Origin of the sequence: Bradyrhizobium sp. AZCC 1588, from assembly GCF_036924735.1 — a bacterium.
GTDB lineage: Bacteria > Pseudomonadota > Alphaproteobacteria > Rhizobiales > Xanthobacteraceae > Bradyrhizobium.
Window position 1 is genome coordinate 2,563,019 of sequence record NZ_JAZHSC010000001.1, and the last position, 16,521, is coordinate 2,579,539.

Below are 16,521 nucleotides of genomic sequence, written 5' to 3' on the forward strand. Positions count from 1 at the left end.
GGTTACAATCCTCTCGGCGCAGGCGCTGCGGCGGCACCCATCCGCTCCAGCGCATGCGCTACCCGCAAGGCGATATCTTCCCGCCACGGCGCGGCGATGATCTGCACGCCGATCGGCATCGGCTCCAGCGGCACCGGCACTGCCACCACCGGCAGGCCGATGAACGAAATCGGCTGGGTGTGGATGCCGATATTGGCGCGCACCGGCAGTTCGACGCCGTCGAGCGTAAAGGTTACCTGGCCGAGCCTCGGCGCGATGCAGGGCGTCGCCGGTGCGATGATCACGTCCACCGACTTGAACAGCTCCAGCACCCTTGCCCGATACCAGCGGCGGAATTTTTGCGCGCGATCGACCAGCGGCGCCGGAACCATGGCGCCGGCGATGAGCCGGTCGCGCACCGCGGGATCGAAATCGTTTGGGCGCTGGCGCAGGCGATCAAGATGCAGCGACGCACCCTCGGTCGTGGTGATGACATAGGCCGCGGCGCGGGCGCGCGCGGCCTCGGGGATCTCGATCGTCCTGGTCGCGTTCAGCGCCTTGGCGATGCGCGCCACCGCCTCGATCGCTTCCGGAAAGACGTTCTTCTGAAAATACCCGCCGGCTACCGCGACCCGCAGGCCGTCGATACCCTGGGCCAATAGCGGCGTAACCGGTTCGACCGGCCGCATCGTGCAGGCGGCGTCGTCAGCGTCGGCGCCCTGCATCGCATCATAGGCCAGCGCGAGATCGCCGACATCGCGCGCCAAGGGACCCACATGATCGAGGCTTGCGACAAAGGGAAACGAGCGCGCGCGCGACAGCCGGCCATAGGTCGGCTTCAGGCCGAAGACGCCGCAGAACGACGACGGCACGCGGATCGATCCGTTGGTGTCCGACCCCAACGCGATCGGAACGAGCGCACCGCCGACCGCACTGCCAGAGCCGCCCGACGAGCCGCCGGTCATCCGCGTCGGATCGTGCGGATTGCGCGACGGGCCGTCATGCACGTTCTCGCCGGTAAAGTCATAGGCATATTCGCCCATGTTGAGCGCGCCGACCAGCACGGCGCCGGCCGCTTCCATGCGCTCGATCAGCGTGGCGTCGCGCGGTGACGGGGCGAGATCGCGGTTGATCTTCGATCCGGCGCGGGTGGCGAGACCTTTTACGTCGAACAGGTTCTTCACCCCGAACGGCACGCCGGCGAGCGGTCCGGCGTTCTGGCCGGCGGCGATGGCGGCATCGACCGCGCGGGCTTTTGCGCGTGCGCGATCCGCAGTGATGTCGGTAAACGAGTTCAGCACGGAATCATACTTAGCGATTCGCGCTAGCGCGGCTTCGGTCGCGTCGATGGCGGATAGCTTGCCGCCTGCGACGGCCTGCGCGATTTGTTGGGCCGATAGCCCGTCACTGTTTACAGTCATGGCCTTATCACGCTGTGTAGACGCTGGCCGGCTCGGTCTCGTCCGGCAGCGGGAATTCATCGACCAACCGCGCCAGCCTCAGCGACACTTCGAGGTTCGCCCGCACAGCGGGACGCCAGGCTTCCTCGACCGGCAGCGCCAGCGCCTTGGCGACGGCGTCGATGTAATTGTCCAGGGGATCGGCGGCCATTTCGCTTCCATTCTAGTTTCTAGTGAACCGGCAACGGCGGATGCGGGATCGCCGTCAGCAATTCCTTTGTATAGGCGTCCTGCGGATCGCCGAGCACGCGTTCGGATGGACCCTGCTCGACGATTCGCCCCGCCCGCATCACGATGACACGATCGCAGAGCAGACGCACCACATTCAGATCATGCGAGACGAACAAATAGCTCATGCCCATCGACGCTTTCAGATCCTGCAGCAGATTGAGCACGACGGCTTGAACGGAGACGTCGAGCGCCGCCGTCGGCTCGTCAAGGATCACGAGTTTGGGATGCAGCGCGATCGCGCGCGCGATGCCGACGCGCGCCTTCTGGCCGCCGGACAATTGATGCGGAAAGCGATCGAGCAGATTGACGGGAAGGCCGACCAGGCCGGCGAGTTCCTCGCAGCGGGCGCGCAACGCATCGCGTCCCCTGATGTCGCCGAGCTGCAGAAGCGGATCGGCAATGGCGCGTGCTGCGGTGAAGCGCGGGTTGAGGCTGTCGGTCGGATCCTGGAACACCATCTGGATGCTCTTGCGCAACGGCAACCGCGCAAAGGCCTGGGGCAGGATGGCGCCGATCTCCTCACCGTCGAAGACGATGCGGCCCGAGGTCTGGTCCAATAGCCGCATCACCATCATCGACGTGGTCGATTTGCCGCAGCCGGATTCGCCGACGAGGCCGACGCTCTCGCCATGACCGACGGTGAAGCTGATGCCGTCAACGGCGCGAAATACCTCCGCTTCCACCGGCGGCTTGCGGGAGAACAGTTTTGACAGCACCGCGCTTGCGCCCTGGCGCGGGTATTCCTTGACGAGTTTTTCGACGAGGAGAAGAGGCTTCGCACTCTGGGCAAGCCCGGCCATGACAGCGGATGGTCGGGGAGAGGCTAAGGTCTCCTCCTCCAGAAGCAGATCCCGCAACGACACCCCGAGCCTCGGCGTCGCGCGCATCAATTTCTTCGTATAGGCGTGCTCGGGTTTTGCAAAAATATCCGCCGACTTCGCGGTCTCGACCACGCGGCCCTTCTCCATGACGACAACGCGGTCGCAGTAGGCGGCGGCAAGCCCGAGGTCGTGCGTGATCAGGATCGTCGACATATGCCGGCGCTTGGTGAGTTCGACGATCAGATCCATCACCGCCTTCTGCGTGGTGACGTCGAGTCCCGTCGTCGGCTCGTCCGCGATCAGGAGCTGCGGATTGCAGGCCAGCGCCAGCGCGATCACGACGCGCTGGCACATGCCGCCCGAAAGCTCGAACGGATAGGCATGATAGCGCTCGCGGGGCCGTGCGATCTTGACCTGCTCCAGCGCCTCGATCGCCTTCTCGCCGCGGTCGCTCGCCGCGCTTTGCACGTGTTGGCGCAGCACGTCCTCGATCTGGTCGCCGACTTTCCGGATCGGATTCAGCGCCGCACGCGGGTTCTGGAAAATCATCGAGATTTCGCGACCGCGCAAATCGCGCATCTCATTCTCGCTCGCGGCCTTGACGTCGATGCCGGAAAACATCACTGAGCCGTCGGCGATCCTGCCGGCGCGGTCGAGGATCCGCATCACGGCATAGGATGTCACCGACTTGCCGGAGCCGGATTCGCCGACAATGCCGAGCGTCTCGCCCTTGGCTACGGCGATGTTGACGTGCTGCACCGCCTTGACGATGCCGCGCCGGGTGGTGAATTCGACGGTGAGATCGTTGACGTCGAGAAGAGGCTGGGCCGTCATGACGACCTCCGCAAAAATCTCGAAAACAACCCCATGCAAAGTAGAACGAGGTTGAATTCATTGGATAATTTTCGGGAGAGATTCGGTAAGTTGGGCACAATTCTCTCATTCCCTCCCCCCTTGCGGGGGAGGGGCAGGGAGAGGGGTAGCCACAAACTCCCATCTCTCCCGCGGCCACCCCTCTCCCCAACCCTCCCCCGCAAGGGGGGAGGGAGCGCAGCAGCGAGCGTGGAGACAGCCATCACGTCCTCCGCTGCGGATCGACGATGTCGCGCAGACCGTCGCCGAGCAGGTTGAAGCAGAACACCGCGATCATCAGCGCAAGGCCCGGAAACAGCGCGATCCACCATTCGCCCGACACCATGAAGGTGGCGCCTTCCGCGACCATGATGCCCCATTCCGCCGTCGGCGGCCGCACACCGAGGCCGATGAAGGAGAGGCCGGCCGCGTTGAGGATGGCGTAGCCCATGGTCAGCGACATCTGCACGATCATGATCGGCATGATGTTGGGGAGGATGTGGACCAGCAGAATCCGCATCTCGCCATTGCCGGACAGCCGCGCCGCCTGCACGAAGCCGGCGTTGCGGCGGACATTGGCCTCGGCCCGCGCCACGCGGGCATAGAGCGGAAAGTTCACGATCGCGGTGGCGATAATGATGTTCTGCACGGTATTGCCGAGCGCCGCCACGATGCCCATCGCCAGCACGAACAGCGGAAACGCCATGATGGTATCGGCGATGCGCCCGACGATGCGATCGGTCCAGCCGCCGAAATAGCCGGCGGCGATGCCGGCCAGTCCCCCCATCAGGAACACCAGCGCCACCGAGGCGACTGCGATGAAGGTATCGAGCCTTGTGGCGACGATGACGCGGCTGAAGATATCGCGGCCCAATTGGTCAGTGCCGAACCAGTGCGCCGCCGACGGCGGCTTCAGCGCCGCGGCGGTGTCGCTGGCGAGCGGATCGTAGGGAACGATGTAGGGGCCGAAGATCGCGGCAAACAGGATGATGACGAGCAAACCGAAAGCAAAGGCGGTGACGCGGTTCTCGCCGAGCACGTAGCTGACATGCTCGAACATCGCAGCCACGCCGGAGGTACGCGTGGGAGCGGCAGGTTCAACGGCAGGTGCAACGCTACTCATCTTCCAACCTCACCCTTCAAGCCGCACGCGCGGATCGATCACGCCGTAGAGAATGTCGATGACCAGATTGAGCAGCACGTACATGACCGCCATGGTCAGCACGAAACCCTGCACCGGCGCGAAGTCCGAGGAGATCAGCGCTTCCACCGCGTAGGAGCCGATGCCGGGCCAGGCGAACACCTTCTCGACCAGCACGTTGGCCCCGAGCAAAAACGAGAACACCATGCTGAGCGTGGTGATGACCGGCAGCATCGCGTTACGGAACGCGTAGGTGACGATCACGGTCGACGGCGAAAGCCCGCTGGCGCGCGCGGTGCGGACGAAGTCGGAAGCAAGTACCGCCAGCATCGAGGCGCGCGTCATGCGCGCGATCGGCGCCAGCGAGAAGATCGCCAGCGTCGCCGCCGGCAGGATGAGTTGGCTCAACGCCGAACGAAACGTCTCGAACTCGCGCGCGATCAGGGCGTCGATCAGGTATAGACCGGTCACAGTCGGCGGCGCGCTGTAGAACACATCTAACCGGCCGAGCGGCGCGGGCGACCAGCCGAGCCTGAAATAGAACACGTAGACCAGCACGAGACCGGTGAAGAACACCGGCAGCGATACGCCGGCCGTTGTCGTGATCCGGCACAGATGGTCGATCCACGAGCCCGGCCGTGTCGCCGCCAGCACGCCCAGGGGAATCGCGATTCCGATCGAAACCATAAGACCAAGCAGCGTCAATTCGGCGGACGCCGGCAGGCGGTTGCGGATTTCGGTCGCGACCGGCTGGCCCGTCGTCAGCGAAGTGCCGAAATCGCCATGCGCGAGATCGTTGGTGTAGCGGAAGAACTGCTCGATCAGCGGCTTGTCGAAGCCGAGTTTCTTGCGGATCTGCTCGATCGCTTCCTTGCTCGCCGCAGGCCCGGCGAAATAGGCGGCCGGGTCGCCCGGCAGCGCGCGCGTCAGCAGGAACGTGACGATCACGACCCCGATGAGAGAGGGAATCGCAAACATCAACCGCTTGCCGATCATGGTCAGCATGATCCGCTCCCGGTGATGGAAGAAGGCGCTGCCACACGCACTGCTCGGCTCCCTCCCCCCCTGCGGGGGAGGGCTGGGGAGAGGGGTAGCGGCAACGGCAGTGCGTGTGGCTTACCCCTCTCCCCGCCCTCGAGAGCGAGCTTCGCTCGCCTCGGACCCCGCAAGGGGGGAGGGAGTGAGAGAGTTGCGCGTCCCTCACCAATCGGAGCGGAGCAAGTCGATATTTCGCCCGCACGCAGCATGGCGCATCACGCCTTCACCAGCGCGCGATAATCCAGCCTGCGGTGGAACCAGTATTGATAGCCGGACACGTTCTTCTGCATCGCGACGTTGACGTAGGGCTGATACAGCGGGATGCGCGGGATGTCCTTGAAGGCGAGATCGACGAAGCCTTTGACGTCGGTATCGTACTTCGCGGTGTTGCCGATTGCCGCGGCGCGTCGACGGCGCCGTGAATGAATTCGTCCATCGGCTTCGACTGGTAGCTCATGGTGTTGAAGATCGAGTTCTTGCCATCGTAGCACCAGATGAAGAAATATTCGGGATAGTCGAGCCAGCCCGAGAACACGTTGGTGTAGAGCGGCAGCACCTTCTTGTTCAGTTCGGTGCGCCAATTGGCGCCGGGAATCTTGTTGATCGTGGTCTTGATGCCGATTTGCGCCAGGCTCTCCTGCACCAGAATGCAGAGCGGCTCGTTGACGCCGGCAAAGCCCAAGTCGAAGGACAGCGTGGTCTCGAAGCCGTTGGGATAGCCGGCCTCCGCCAGCAATGCCTTGGCTTTTGCGATATCGGTGACGTATTTGGTCGGCTGCGGCCAGGCTACCTCGGTCGCTTTGTCGGCTGCGGCGCCGAACATCGGCTTGGCCAGGCCGAACAGCACCGCATCCATGATCTTCTGATAGGGAATCGCGCAGGCGACGGCCTCGCGGACCTTGACGTTGTCGAACGGCGCGATCTTCACGTTCATGCCGATATACTGGACGCCGTTGGAATACGGCACCGAGACGATGTTGAGCTTGCCGCTGTCCTTCAGCTCGACGAAATCCTTGTTCGGCAGATCATAGGAGATGTCGGCGTCGCCGCGTTCCAGCAGCGCGCGCCGGTTGCCGGCCTGCGGCACCATGCGCCAGATCACGCGCTTGACCTTCGGCAGGGGACCGCCGGCCCACGCGTCATTGCGCTCCATGATGACTTCGGTGCCGGCCGTCCACTTCACCACCTTATAAGCGCCGGAGCCCGCGGTCTGCTGCTTGGTGTATTCGAGGCCCCACGGATCCTTCTCGGTGGCGTTCTTCTTCACCAGCTCGGAATTGACGATGCATGGCACGATGACGGCGAGATCGGGGATGGTGAGGCGGTCCTTCTTGGCGAAATCGACCCGCACCGTGCTGTCGTCGACGACGACGAACTGCTCGGTCTTGGTCAGCGAGCCCGCGCCCATCTGAAAGGTCGGAAAGCCGCCGACGCTGACGGCGCGATCGAGCGACCATTTGACGTCCTTCGCCGTGACCGGCGCGCCGTCGTGGAATTTCGCGTTCTTCTTCAATTTGAAGGTCACCGACATGTCGCCGACCTTCATGTCCTCGGCGAGCTCGGGCTTGAACTTGTCGCGGTCGTAATACGGCACGCCGCCCGGACCGCTCTTCATCTCGTGGCTGATCAGGCGGTCGTAGCAATTCCACGACACCTCATAGCCGGGCACGTTGGTGCCGACGCCGTGAATGTCGAGATTGTTGGGGCCGCTTTCCGAGACGATCAGCAAGGTTTCCGACCGCGCTTGCGCCTTGGCGGAGGACCAGATCGCCGGCGCCGGTGTGAGCGCGCCGGCAGCCGCCAGCCCCGACACGGATTTGAGGAAATCGCGACGCTTCATGGTGATGCTCCAACGCCCGAGGGAAAACGGCTTTGGAACTGGAATCGCAAGGTTCGTGCCAACCCTTAAGGAAAGCTTACTTTCACGCCAATCCATTGATGTTGCTGGAGAATGCACCCGAAGCGAACGGCGTCGGGGAACGCGACGCGCTGACGGATTGCATACAAAGATGCATATTTGCTCATAAAATATGCAGAAATTCTGTGCGCTCCGTTGCTGGGCGGCACTCAGATTGGCCAGAGTAGATCCTGCAATTCACCGAGGTTAGCGACCTTCTCCTGCCAACCCTCAATACAAATGTGCCTGACCGGATCGCTGGCCCGATGCAGCAGCATCAGCGCCAGCAGCCGCCGCTTCAGCTCGGGCGTGATATCCGCGGCTGAATATCCAAAACCCTCGAACAGGCTTCGCAGCCGCCGCGGCATGCCTGCGGTCATGAAGGCGCTGGGGCCAAGCAGGTCATACTCGCGCCTGCCCGTCATCACGTCGCCGAAATCGATCAGCCCGGCGAGATGCCAACCCGAACCGCTGCGGCTCAGCAGGAAGTTTTCCGGGATGTATTCGCCGGTCAGGATCACCGCTGGCCCCTCCAGCGCGACCAATGTGGCCGCATCGCTGAGCAAATCGTCCAGGCCGTCGAGAAAATTCTGCGGCAATCCGAGACGCGCGTGCCGGGCGCGGCACCCTTCGATCTGTCCGCGCATGAAAACGTCCCAGCCCGGCTCGATCTGCCCGAGCGGTCCAATGGGGACGCGCTGCACCTCGGCGATGGTCTCGCCAATCTCGGCAAGCACGCGCTCCTTATCCGCTTCCGGCAGCGACGGCCAGGCATCCACACCCAACACGCCCGATAGCCGCGTGATGACGAGATATGGCCAACCGTCGCGCTCGCCCTCGACGACGATTTCGGGAATCGCGACACGAAGTCGTCCGCGAAGCTGCGCGAGCGTGCTGCGTTCCGAGGCGAATTGGCCGCGAAGAAACGGCGGGAAGATTTTTAGGATCAGCTCTTCGTCGAGGGCGAGGACGAGATTGGTGCCGGTGGCAAAAACGTGCGGCGCCGTGCATGCGAGGCCATGGCTGTGAGCGATGTCGCGCGCGATCGGCAGCCATTGTGAGGGGTCCGCGCGAAAGGGGCTAAAGGCTTCGTAGTCGGTGAAGGCGGGAAGTGACGCGGTCATGCAAGGAACGACTTTATCCATCATTGCGAGCGAAGCGAAATGGAAACGCCGTCATTCCGGGATGGTGCGTTAGCACCAGACCCGGAATCTCGAGATTCTCAGGTGCGCAAGTGTGCACCGTAGTTCGATGCTTCGCATCGCCCCGGAATGACGGGCTATTGCTTCACTGCGCTCGCACTGACACTGTGAGATCACCGATCCGGATTGGCCCGCTCGAACTGGCGCAGCAGGCGGTTGCCGCGCTCGACGGCGGCGTCGAGGGCCGCCTGCGCAGTGCGCTTGCCGCTGAAGACCTGCTCCAGCTCGTCCTCGATGGCGTCGCGGATCAGCACAAAGGACCCAAGCCGGATTCCCTTCGAATTCTCGGTCGGCGGCTTCAGGGTCATCTGCTCGATTCCGATCGCAGTGCCCGGATTGCGATCGTAGAATCCCTGCGTGCGGGTGAGATCGAAAGCGGCGCGGGTGATCGGCAGATAGCCGGTGTTCTGATGCCAGGCGGCCTGAATCTCGGGCTTGGAGAGATAGGCGAAGAACCGCGCAACGCCGGCGTATTCGGCGCGCGGCCGGTCGCGCAGCACCCATAGCGTGGCGCCGCCGATGATCGAGTTTTGCGGGGCGATGTCGGGCCGGTACGGGATCATGCCGTACCCGACCTCGAATTTGGAATTGGCCTTGATGTCGGCGCGTGTCCCGGACGAGCCGATGAAGATGGCGCATTCGCCCTTTTGAAAGCGCGGCTCGGCCAATTCCCCGCGGCCGCTATAGTCGAAAACTTTCGTTGTCTGCCATTCCGCGAGTTGCGCGATGTGCCGAACCACGTCCGGATTGTTGAAGGTCAGCTCTGCATCGAGACCGCCAAAGCCATTGCCCCGGGTTGCCAGCGCCAGATTGTGGAAGGCGGAAAAATTCTCGACATGGACCCAGGACGGCCAGGATGTGGTGAGCCCGCAGGGCGAGCCGGCCGCACGCAGGCGCTTCGCCGCGGCGCCGACCTCGGCCCAGGTTTTCGGCGCCACCTCGGGGTCGAGGCCCGCGGCGCGGAACAGATCCTTGTTGTAGTAGAGGATCGGGGTCGAGACATTGAACGGGAACGAGAGCATGTTGCCGGCAACATCGGAATAGTAGCCGGTGACGGCCGGCAGATACGCCTCCGGCGAGAATGGCTCCGACTGGTCGCGCATCAATTCGAACACCGGATAGATCGCGCCCTTTGCCGCCATCATGGTTGCGGTGGCGATCTCGTTGACCTGAACGACGGCCGGCTGGCTTCGCGATCGGAACGCGAAGATCGCCGCCGTCACCGTCGCGGTGTAGTTGCCCTTGTAGGTCGGCACGATCCGGTAGTCGGACTGCGACGCATTGAAATCGGCCGCTAGCTTTTCGAGCTGCTTGCCCAGTTCCCCCGACATCGCGTGCCACCACATGATCTCGGTGGCGGCGTGGGCGGGGGACGCGAGCGCCATGGCGGCGAGCGCTGCGAATTGCAAGAACCTCAATGCCGATTTCACCGGTGATCACCCTGCTCTGCCGCACGAGCGATGTACCCGTTCGCCGCGCCCTCATAAATCCCTGCGACCGCGGTTTCAATCCGCCGACATCACTGCAATGCACAATTAAAGATTGCGACCAGCGCATCAGGATAACCCCAGGCTAGCCCCCGTCCCGCCATGCTACCAATAGCCAAGCATCGGCAAATTCTGCTAAAAATTGCGTTGAACCTTTTCTCGCCGCCGCAGACTCCATCTCTAAGGGGATTTGTCGCCTGTGTATCGCCGCGCCAACATTTCGCGGACCTTGGTGCTTGTTGTCGCGCTGTTGCTTACGGCGGTCTCAACGGGCGTTTTTGCGCGCGGATTTCCTGCCGCCGATCCCCGAACCGACAGGCATCGGATCGAAATGTTCCATTCCCGCCCGTTCGGCGCGGAACAGGACCGTCCCGGACAGATCTGGACCGGTGCGATCGATCTCCACCGTACCAACGTTGCATTGATCGGGACGGTGGCGCCGCTATTGGTCGGGCGCCTTCGCAGATTGGAGTGGATTTGACCGGCGCGCCGCAACAGCAGCGACCAGCGCAACGGCCGGCGAGCTTCGCCGCGCGCGGGCGCTTTCGCGTCGTCCAATGGCTCCGCGCGGTGCCCATCCGATGGCGCATTCTGTCGATCGCGGGATTGAACTCCGCCGTCGTCATGGTGCTCGCCGTCCTGATCTGGAACGGCGCCAACGTGCTGGGCTCTGCATGGGACGACGTCCGGCAGGTGCGGGAGTCGGACAAGATCCTGGCGCACCTCGAAAGCGAAACCAGCCGGCTGCAGAACCTGATCCATCGCTACATCAACCAGCCGAGCCCCGAGCTGTTCGCCGAGATCCTGCTGCTGCGAGAGGCCGTACTGGGCACGCTCACAACGCGCGCCTCGAACGACCCGATGCTATCGGGGTCGGTGGAGCGACTCGAACAGGTCACCGACCGCTTCCTCAACGGCTTCGGCGAACTGCGCGCCGTGCAGGCCACCATCACCAAGACCTATGAGCAGCAGGTGCTGGGCCCGGCCCGGGAGATGGCCGGGCTGTATTCGATCATCGAGGGCGCCACCGGACATCGCGACGCGCAGATCTGGCCCGCGCTCGGAAAGTCGCGCGAGGCGTTTACGGCCATGCTGGTTGCCGCCAACGCCTATTACCTGTCGCCCGCCTCAGGCTCCGCCGAGGACGCCCGCAGGAATACCGAGACGATCGAGAAGACCATCCCGGTGATGACCGATCTGGCGGATAATGATTTGCAGCGCATGGCGCTGACGCGGCTGCAGGCGCGGACGGTGGCGCTGCGCGAGGGCATGGCCAAGCTGACCGAACAACTCGCGGTCCGGACCGAACTGTTGCGCAATACCATCGATGCCAGCCAGGCCGAGGCCATTGCGGTCATCGACGAGCTATCGGACAAGATGCGCCGGCGCGAGCAAAAGGCGCAGGAGACTTTCGACAAGACGCTGTCGGGCATCTCGCGCCGCGTGCTGTCGATCGCCGTGATGTTCCTCGGCATCATCCTGTCCGCCGGCGTCCTGATCGCGCTCTCGATCCGCCTGCCGCTGCAGCAGATCCTGGCGGCGATGCACGCGATCACGTCCGGCAATTACGATCGCAGGGTACAGGGCACCACTGCGAGAGACGAGGTCGGCGCCATGGCGCGCGCGGTGGATGTCTTCCGCGAGAACGCCATCGCCAAGCGCGAGACCGAGGACGAACTGCGCGCCTCGAAGGAAAGAGCCGAGAGCGCGCTGCTCGAGCTCAACACCGCACAGCAGAACCTGATCGACGCCGAGCGGCTGGCGGCGCTCGGCGGGCTGGTCGCCGGCGTCGCCCACGAGGTGAACAACCCGATCGGCATCAGCCTGACGGTGGCGTCGAGCTTTGCGCGCCGGGCTGAAACCTTCGAATCCGAGTTGCGGACCGAGCCGCTCCGTCGCTCCAAGCTCGACGAGTTCGTCAAGAGCTCGCGTGACGCAGCAGGGCAACTGGTGGCGAACCTGCATCGCGCCGGCGAGCTGATCCAGTCGTTCAAGCAGGTGGCGGTCGACCGCTCGCACGCCGAGCGCCGGCAATTCAACCTGAGCGAAGCCACCGACCAGATCGTCGCGAGCTTGAAGCCGGTATTGAAGAAGGCGGCGATCACGCTGTCGGTCGAGGTGCCGGAAGGGCTTGTGATCGACGGCTATCCCGGCTCCTACGGCCAGATATTAACCAATCTTTTCCTCAATGCCGCCAATCATGCCTTTGCCGATGGCCGGTCCGGGGCGATCACGATCTCGGCCCGGGCGCGCGGCAGCGACGATGTCGAGATCATCTTTGCCGATAACGGGGCCGGAATGACGCCGGACGTGCAACGGCAGGCATTCGACCCGTTCTTTACGACCCGCCGCAACGAGGGCGGCACCGGACTGGGCTTGCATATCGTCTATAATCTTGTCACTCAACAGCTCGGCGGCCGGATGATGCTGGAGTCAAGGCTGGGACAAGGCACCACCTTCCGCATTATCATGCCAAAAGTCGCCAAGGGCGGATCGACAGGCGGATCCACGAGTACAGACCAGACAGCAGCCGACGGAACTTCGCAATGGCCGAACAGGACGATGTCCTCCACCTGATCGACGATACCGGCATAGCCCCGGAGGACTCGTCCGCGCGCAAGTGGAAGATCGCCGTCATCGACGACGATGCCGCCGTGCACGAGGGCACGCGCTTCGCGCTCAGCGACTACAGTCTCAACGGCGCGACGCTGGAGATCCTGTCGGCCTACTCCGCGGCCGAAGGCCGCATCTTGATGCGCGACAATCCGGACGTCGCGGCCGTGCTGCTCGACGTCATCATGGAGACCGACGTCGCGGGCCTGGAGCTGGTCGAATACATCCGCAACGAGATCAAGAACGAAACCGTCCGCATCATCCTGCGCACCGGCCAGCCCGGACAGGCGCCCGAGCGCCGCGTCATCGTCCAGTACGACATCAACGACTACAAGGCCAAAACCGAGCTGACAGCCGACAAGCTGTTCACCTCGCTGACCGCGGCGCTGCGCAGCTACCAGCAGCTCGAGCGCATGGTGCAGACAAGGCGCGGGCTCGAAATCATCATCGACGCCGCCTCGACGCTCTACGATTTCAAATCGATGCAGCGGCTGGCGGAGGGCGTGCTGACGCAGCTCGCCTCGTTGCTCAATGTCGACTGCGCCGGCATTCTGGTGCTGCGCGACGACGGCGCGCCCGGCAGCGAATTCTCGGTGCTGGCCGGCTCGGGCTGTTACAGCCGGTTCATCGGCACGACGAGCTCGAAGGCGCTCGATCCAGACTTGCGGCAAATGGTGGAGGCCGCCTTCCAGCGCCGCAAGAACGAATTCGCCGATCACCGCAGCGTGCTGTATTTGCGCACCGGCTCTGGCCGCGAAGTGGTGGTGCTGTTGCAAGCCGAGCGCCAGCTTTCCGACACCGACCGCGCGCTGGTCGAGATTTTCTCCAGCCGGTTGTCGATCGCATTCGACAACGTCATCCTCTATCGCCAACTGCATGAGGCCAACACCCAGCTCGAGGACCGCGTCGCCCAGCGCACCCGCGCGCTGATGCAGGCCAACCGCCGCCTTTCGGCGCAATGGCTGCGGCTGCAGCGCGCCAACGGCTTCAAGAACGAAATTCTCGGCACCGTGGCGCACGATTTGAAGAACCCGCTCGGGGTGATCCTCGGCCGCACCGAGATGCTGACCGAATTGATCGGCGCGGGCTCGCCGAAGGAGAACGTCACCGCACAGGTCGAACATATCCGCGACGCCACCAAGCGCCTGACCTCGATGGTCGACCACCTGATTTCGGATGCGATGGCGGATGCCTTCGACATCACGATCCGCCGCGAACCGGTCGATGTCGCCGCGCTCGTGACTGAGGTCGCTGATTCCAACCTGCCCTCGGCCGTGAACAAGCAGCAGGCCGTCACGGTATCAGCCCCGCCGAACATCGTTACCATGTGCGACGCCGACCGGATTCGCGAGGCGATCGACAACCTCGTCAGCAACGCCATCAAATATTCGCCGATCGGCGGCAAGATCACGGTCACTGTGAGCCATGAAGGCAGCGACACGGTGATCCGCATCGCCGACCAGGGCGCCGGTCTTTCGCCGGAGGATCTCGGCCGGCTGTTCGGCCGCTTCCAGCGGCTCTCGGCCAAGCCGACCGCCGGCGAAAGCTCGACCGGCCTTGGTCTGTCGATCGTCAAACGTATTATCGACATGCATGGCGGCCATGTGACTGCGGAAAGTGCCGGACCCGGGCAGGGATCGACATTTACGGTTACACTGCCTGCGACAGAGACGACATGACCCAGAGCCCGCATATCTTCATCGTCGACGACGAGGCGCCGGCCCGCGAGATGGTCGGCGATTACCTCAAGATGCACGGCTTCGGCGTCACCTTGTGCGACGGCGGGAAGAGCCTGCGCAAGGCGATCGAGAACGCCGTGCCCGACCTCGTCGTGCTCGACCTCAACATGCCCGAGGAAGACGGGCTTTCGATCATTCGCGACCTCAAGAGCCGCATCAACGTCCCCGTCATCATGCTGACGGCGACCGCGAGCCCGATCGACCGTGTCGTCGGCCTCGAGCTCGGCGCCGACGACTACATCGCAAAGCCCTGCGAGCTGCGCGAGCTGATGGCGCGCATCCGCTCCGTGCTTCGCCGCAGCACGCCGCCCAAGGCGGCGACGCCCGAGCCCGCGACGGCCAAGGCAGAGAAGGAACAACTGGTGCGCTTCGGCACCAAATGGCTCGACCTCGAAGCCCAGGCGCTGCGCGACGACGAAGGCAACGAGCATCCGCTGACGGCGTCCGAATTCGGCCTTCTGAAAGTGTTCGCGGCGAACCCGAAGCGCGTGTTGTCGCGCGAGCGGCTGTTGGAATTGGCCAATGCGCGAGACGCCGAAGCCTTCGACCGCGCCGTCGATCTGCGCATCATGCGTATCCGCCGCAAGATCGAGATCGATCCCACCAAGCCCGCCGTGATCCGCACGATCAGAGGCGGCGGCTATTTGTTCTCGCCGACCGGTGAGAAAGGTTAGAGCTTTCTCCGTCGTCCCTGCGAACGCAGGGACCCATAACCACAGGCGTTCGTAATCTCGCCTGGCTGCGGCTCCAGCGTATTTCTACAATCAACATCGGTGGTTATGGGCCCCGGATCGCGCTCGCTACGCTCGCTTGTCCGGGACGACGGGACTTGTTCCGGGGACCAAATCTCGTCTCTCCAATTTTCCGCATATTGAAATTACTGGCCTTTTATCCCCGAATGTTTCGTCGCGGGTCCCGCGACGAAACAATTCTCTGCCGCACGAAACCATTTTCCCCTTTTCGAGCAGACATCCCGAAACGGAGGTTCATTAACAATTCTCCCAACGGAACGCCGCACCTCGTGGCGCAAGGGGAGCCTGTCATGTCGAACGTCATCGCCATCAACGCCGCAGCCAAGAAGTCGATTGCCGCCGCCCGCGCGACATCGGACGAAATGCTGCTGCAGAGTATTGCCAAGGGCGACCGCACGGCGATGCATGTGCTTTACTCCCGTCATAACGTCCGGGTTTACCGCTTCGTGCTGCGCATGGTGCGTGACACCACCGTGGCCGAAGACCTCGTCAGCCAGGTGTTTCTCGACGTGTGGCGGACCGCCGCCCAGTTCGAGGGCCGCTCGCAGGTATCGACCTGGCTGCTGTCGATCGCCCGCTTCAAGGCGCTGACCGCGCTGCGCCAGCGCAAGCATGAGGATATCGAGCAGGAAGACGTGCTGGAGATCGCCGACGAGGCCGACACGCCCGAAGCTTCGCTCGACCGCAGCAACACCAGCGCGATCCTGCGCGCCTGCGTCGCCAAGCTGTCGCCGGCGCATCGCGAAATCATCAACCTGGTCTACTACCACGAGAAGTCGGTGGAAGAGGCCGGCGCGATCATCGGTATTCCCCAGAGCACGGTGAAGACCCGCATGTTCTATGCCCGCAAACAATTGGCCGAGTTGCTTAAGGGCGCCGGCGTGGACAGCATCGCCGCCTAAAGACAAGTGATTTCAAACAGTTAGATTGGAGATAGGGGCGGAAAAACGGGGCGATTTCGACGGACAAAGATTACTTCCGACGAAACAAATGAAACATTTCACGACATCACCCGGAAAAACTCACTCCCTATACCGATCAGCATCGACTTAAACGCCAACGCCGAACAGGAGAGCGAACATGCTGAAGCCGTCCTTCCGCTTTTTCATCGTCCCGCTCGGCGCCGTCGCGACCCTGGCCACTCTGTCGGCCCAGAACGTCCAGCCCCGCGCCCAGCGCGACGCCGGTTCGACGTTCGTGCGCGAACAGGTGGTCGATTGCGGCACCAAGAGTCCCAAGGAGGTCTGTGTGATCTCCTACGACAGCGAGACCCCCCGCTGAATTTCCTCTCACCTCCCAAGTTGTAGAC

At 63.4% G+C, this 16,521-nt stretch carries 12 protein-coding genes and 1 pseudogene; 5 read left to right on the plus strand and 8 right to left on the minus strand.

The annotated features are described in order from the left end of the window. Window positions 1–2: 2 nt before the first annotated feature. The 8 genes and pseudogenes from V1277_RS12015 to ugpB all read right to left on the minus strand — a co-directional run bounded on the left by V1277_RS12015 (window position 3) and on the right by ugpB (window position 10,051). Window positions 3–1,400 (minus strand): AtzE family amidohydrolase, encoded by a 1,398-nt coding sequence (locus V1277_RS12015; RefSeq protein WP_334416329.1) that lies wholly within the window; start codon window positions 1,398–1,400, stop codon window positions 3–5. Window positions 1,401–1,407: 7 nt separating this feature from the next. Next, window positions 1,408–1,590: a DUF4089 domain-containing protein gene (locus tag V1277_RS12020; RefSeq protein ID WP_057841254.1), complete on the minus strand. Its 183-nt coding sequence runs from the start codon at window positions 1,588–1,590 to the stop codon at window positions 1,408–1,410. Window positions 1,591–1,609: 19 nt separating this feature from the next. After that, window positions 1,610–3,325, minus strand: a complete 1,716-nt coding sequence (locus V1277_RS12025; RefSeq protein ID WP_334416330.1) for an ABC transporter ATP-binding protein — start codon at window positions 3,323–3,325, stop codon at window positions 1,610–1,612. Between the two features lie 241 nt (window positions 3,326–3,566). Next, window positions 3,567–4,466, minus strand: a complete 900-nt coding sequence (locus V1277_RS12030) for an ABC transporter permease (RefSeq protein WP_334372280.1) — start codon at window positions 4,464–4,466, stop codon at window positions 3,567–3,569. 9 nt (window positions 4,467–4,475) lie between these two features. Continuing rightward, a complete protein-coding gene (locus V1277_RS12035; RefSeq protein ID WP_334416331.1) occupies window positions 4,476–5,489 on the minus strand; it encodes an ABC transporter permease in 1,014 nt (337 codons plus the stop codon). 248 nt (window positions 5,490–5,737) lie between these two features. After that, window positions 5,738–7,362, minus strand: a pseudogene (locus V1277_RS12040) (ABC transporter substrate-binding protein). A gap of 227 nt (window positions 7,363–7,589) precedes the next feature. Further along, entirely contained in the window at window positions 7,590–8,543 is a 954-nt protein-coding gene (locus tag V1277_RS12045; protein WP_334416332.1) for an aminoglycoside phosphotransferase family protein, read from the minus strand. Window positions 8,544–8,734: 191 nt separating this feature from the next. Then, the gene (gene ugpB, locus V1277_RS12050) at window positions 8,735–10,051 is read right to left on the minus strand and encodes a sn-glycerol-3-phosphate ABC transporter substrate-binding protein UgpB (protein WP_442894474.1); all 1,317 of its coding nucleotides are present in this window, start codon (window positions 10,049–10,051) and stop codon (window positions 8,735–8,737) included. Between the two features lie 627 nt (window positions 10,052–10,678). Between ugpB and V1277_RS12055 the strand changes: the two genes are divergently transcribed. The 5 genes from V1277_RS12055 to V1277_RS12075 all read left to right on the plus strand — a co-directional run bounded on the left by V1277_RS12055 (window position 10,679) and on the right by V1277_RS12075 (window position 16,493). Next, the gene (locus V1277_RS12055; RefSeq protein ID WP_334420346.1) at window positions 10,679–12,685 is read left to right on the plus strand and encodes a sensor histidine kinase; all 2,007 of its coding nucleotides are present in this window, start codon (window positions 10,679–10,681) and stop codon (window positions 12,683–12,685) included. Next, window positions 12,655–14,400 (plus strand): ATP-binding response regulator, encoded by a 1,746-nt coding sequence (locus V1277_RS12060; RefSeq protein WP_334372270.1) that lies wholly within the window; start codon window positions 12,655–12,657, stop codon window positions 14,398–14,400. Before V1277_RS12055 ends, V1277_RS12060 begins: the two co-directional genes overlap by 31 nt. Further along, the gene (locus V1277_RS12065) at window positions 14,397–15,134 is read left to right on the plus strand and encodes a response regulator (protein ID WP_334372268.1); all 738 of its coding nucleotides are present in this window, start codon (window positions 14,397–14,399) and stop codon (window positions 15,132–15,134) included. Before V1277_RS12060 ends, V1277_RS12065 begins: the two co-directional genes overlap by 4 nt. Window positions 15,135–15,502: 368 nt before the next feature. Continuing rightward, window positions 15,503–16,114: a sigma-70 family RNA polymerase sigma factor gene (locus V1277_RS12070; protein WP_334416333.1), complete on the plus strand. Its 612-nt coding sequence runs from the start codon at window positions 15,503–15,505 to the stop codon at window positions 16,112–16,114. Window positions 16,115–16,292: 178 nt separating this feature from the next. After that, window positions 16,293–16,493 (plus strand): hypothetical protein, encoded by a 201-nt coding sequence (locus V1277_RS12075; protein WP_334416334.1) that lies wholly within the window; start codon window positions 16,293–16,295, stop codon window positions 16,491–16,493. Window positions 16,494–16,521: the final 28 nt, after the last annotated feature.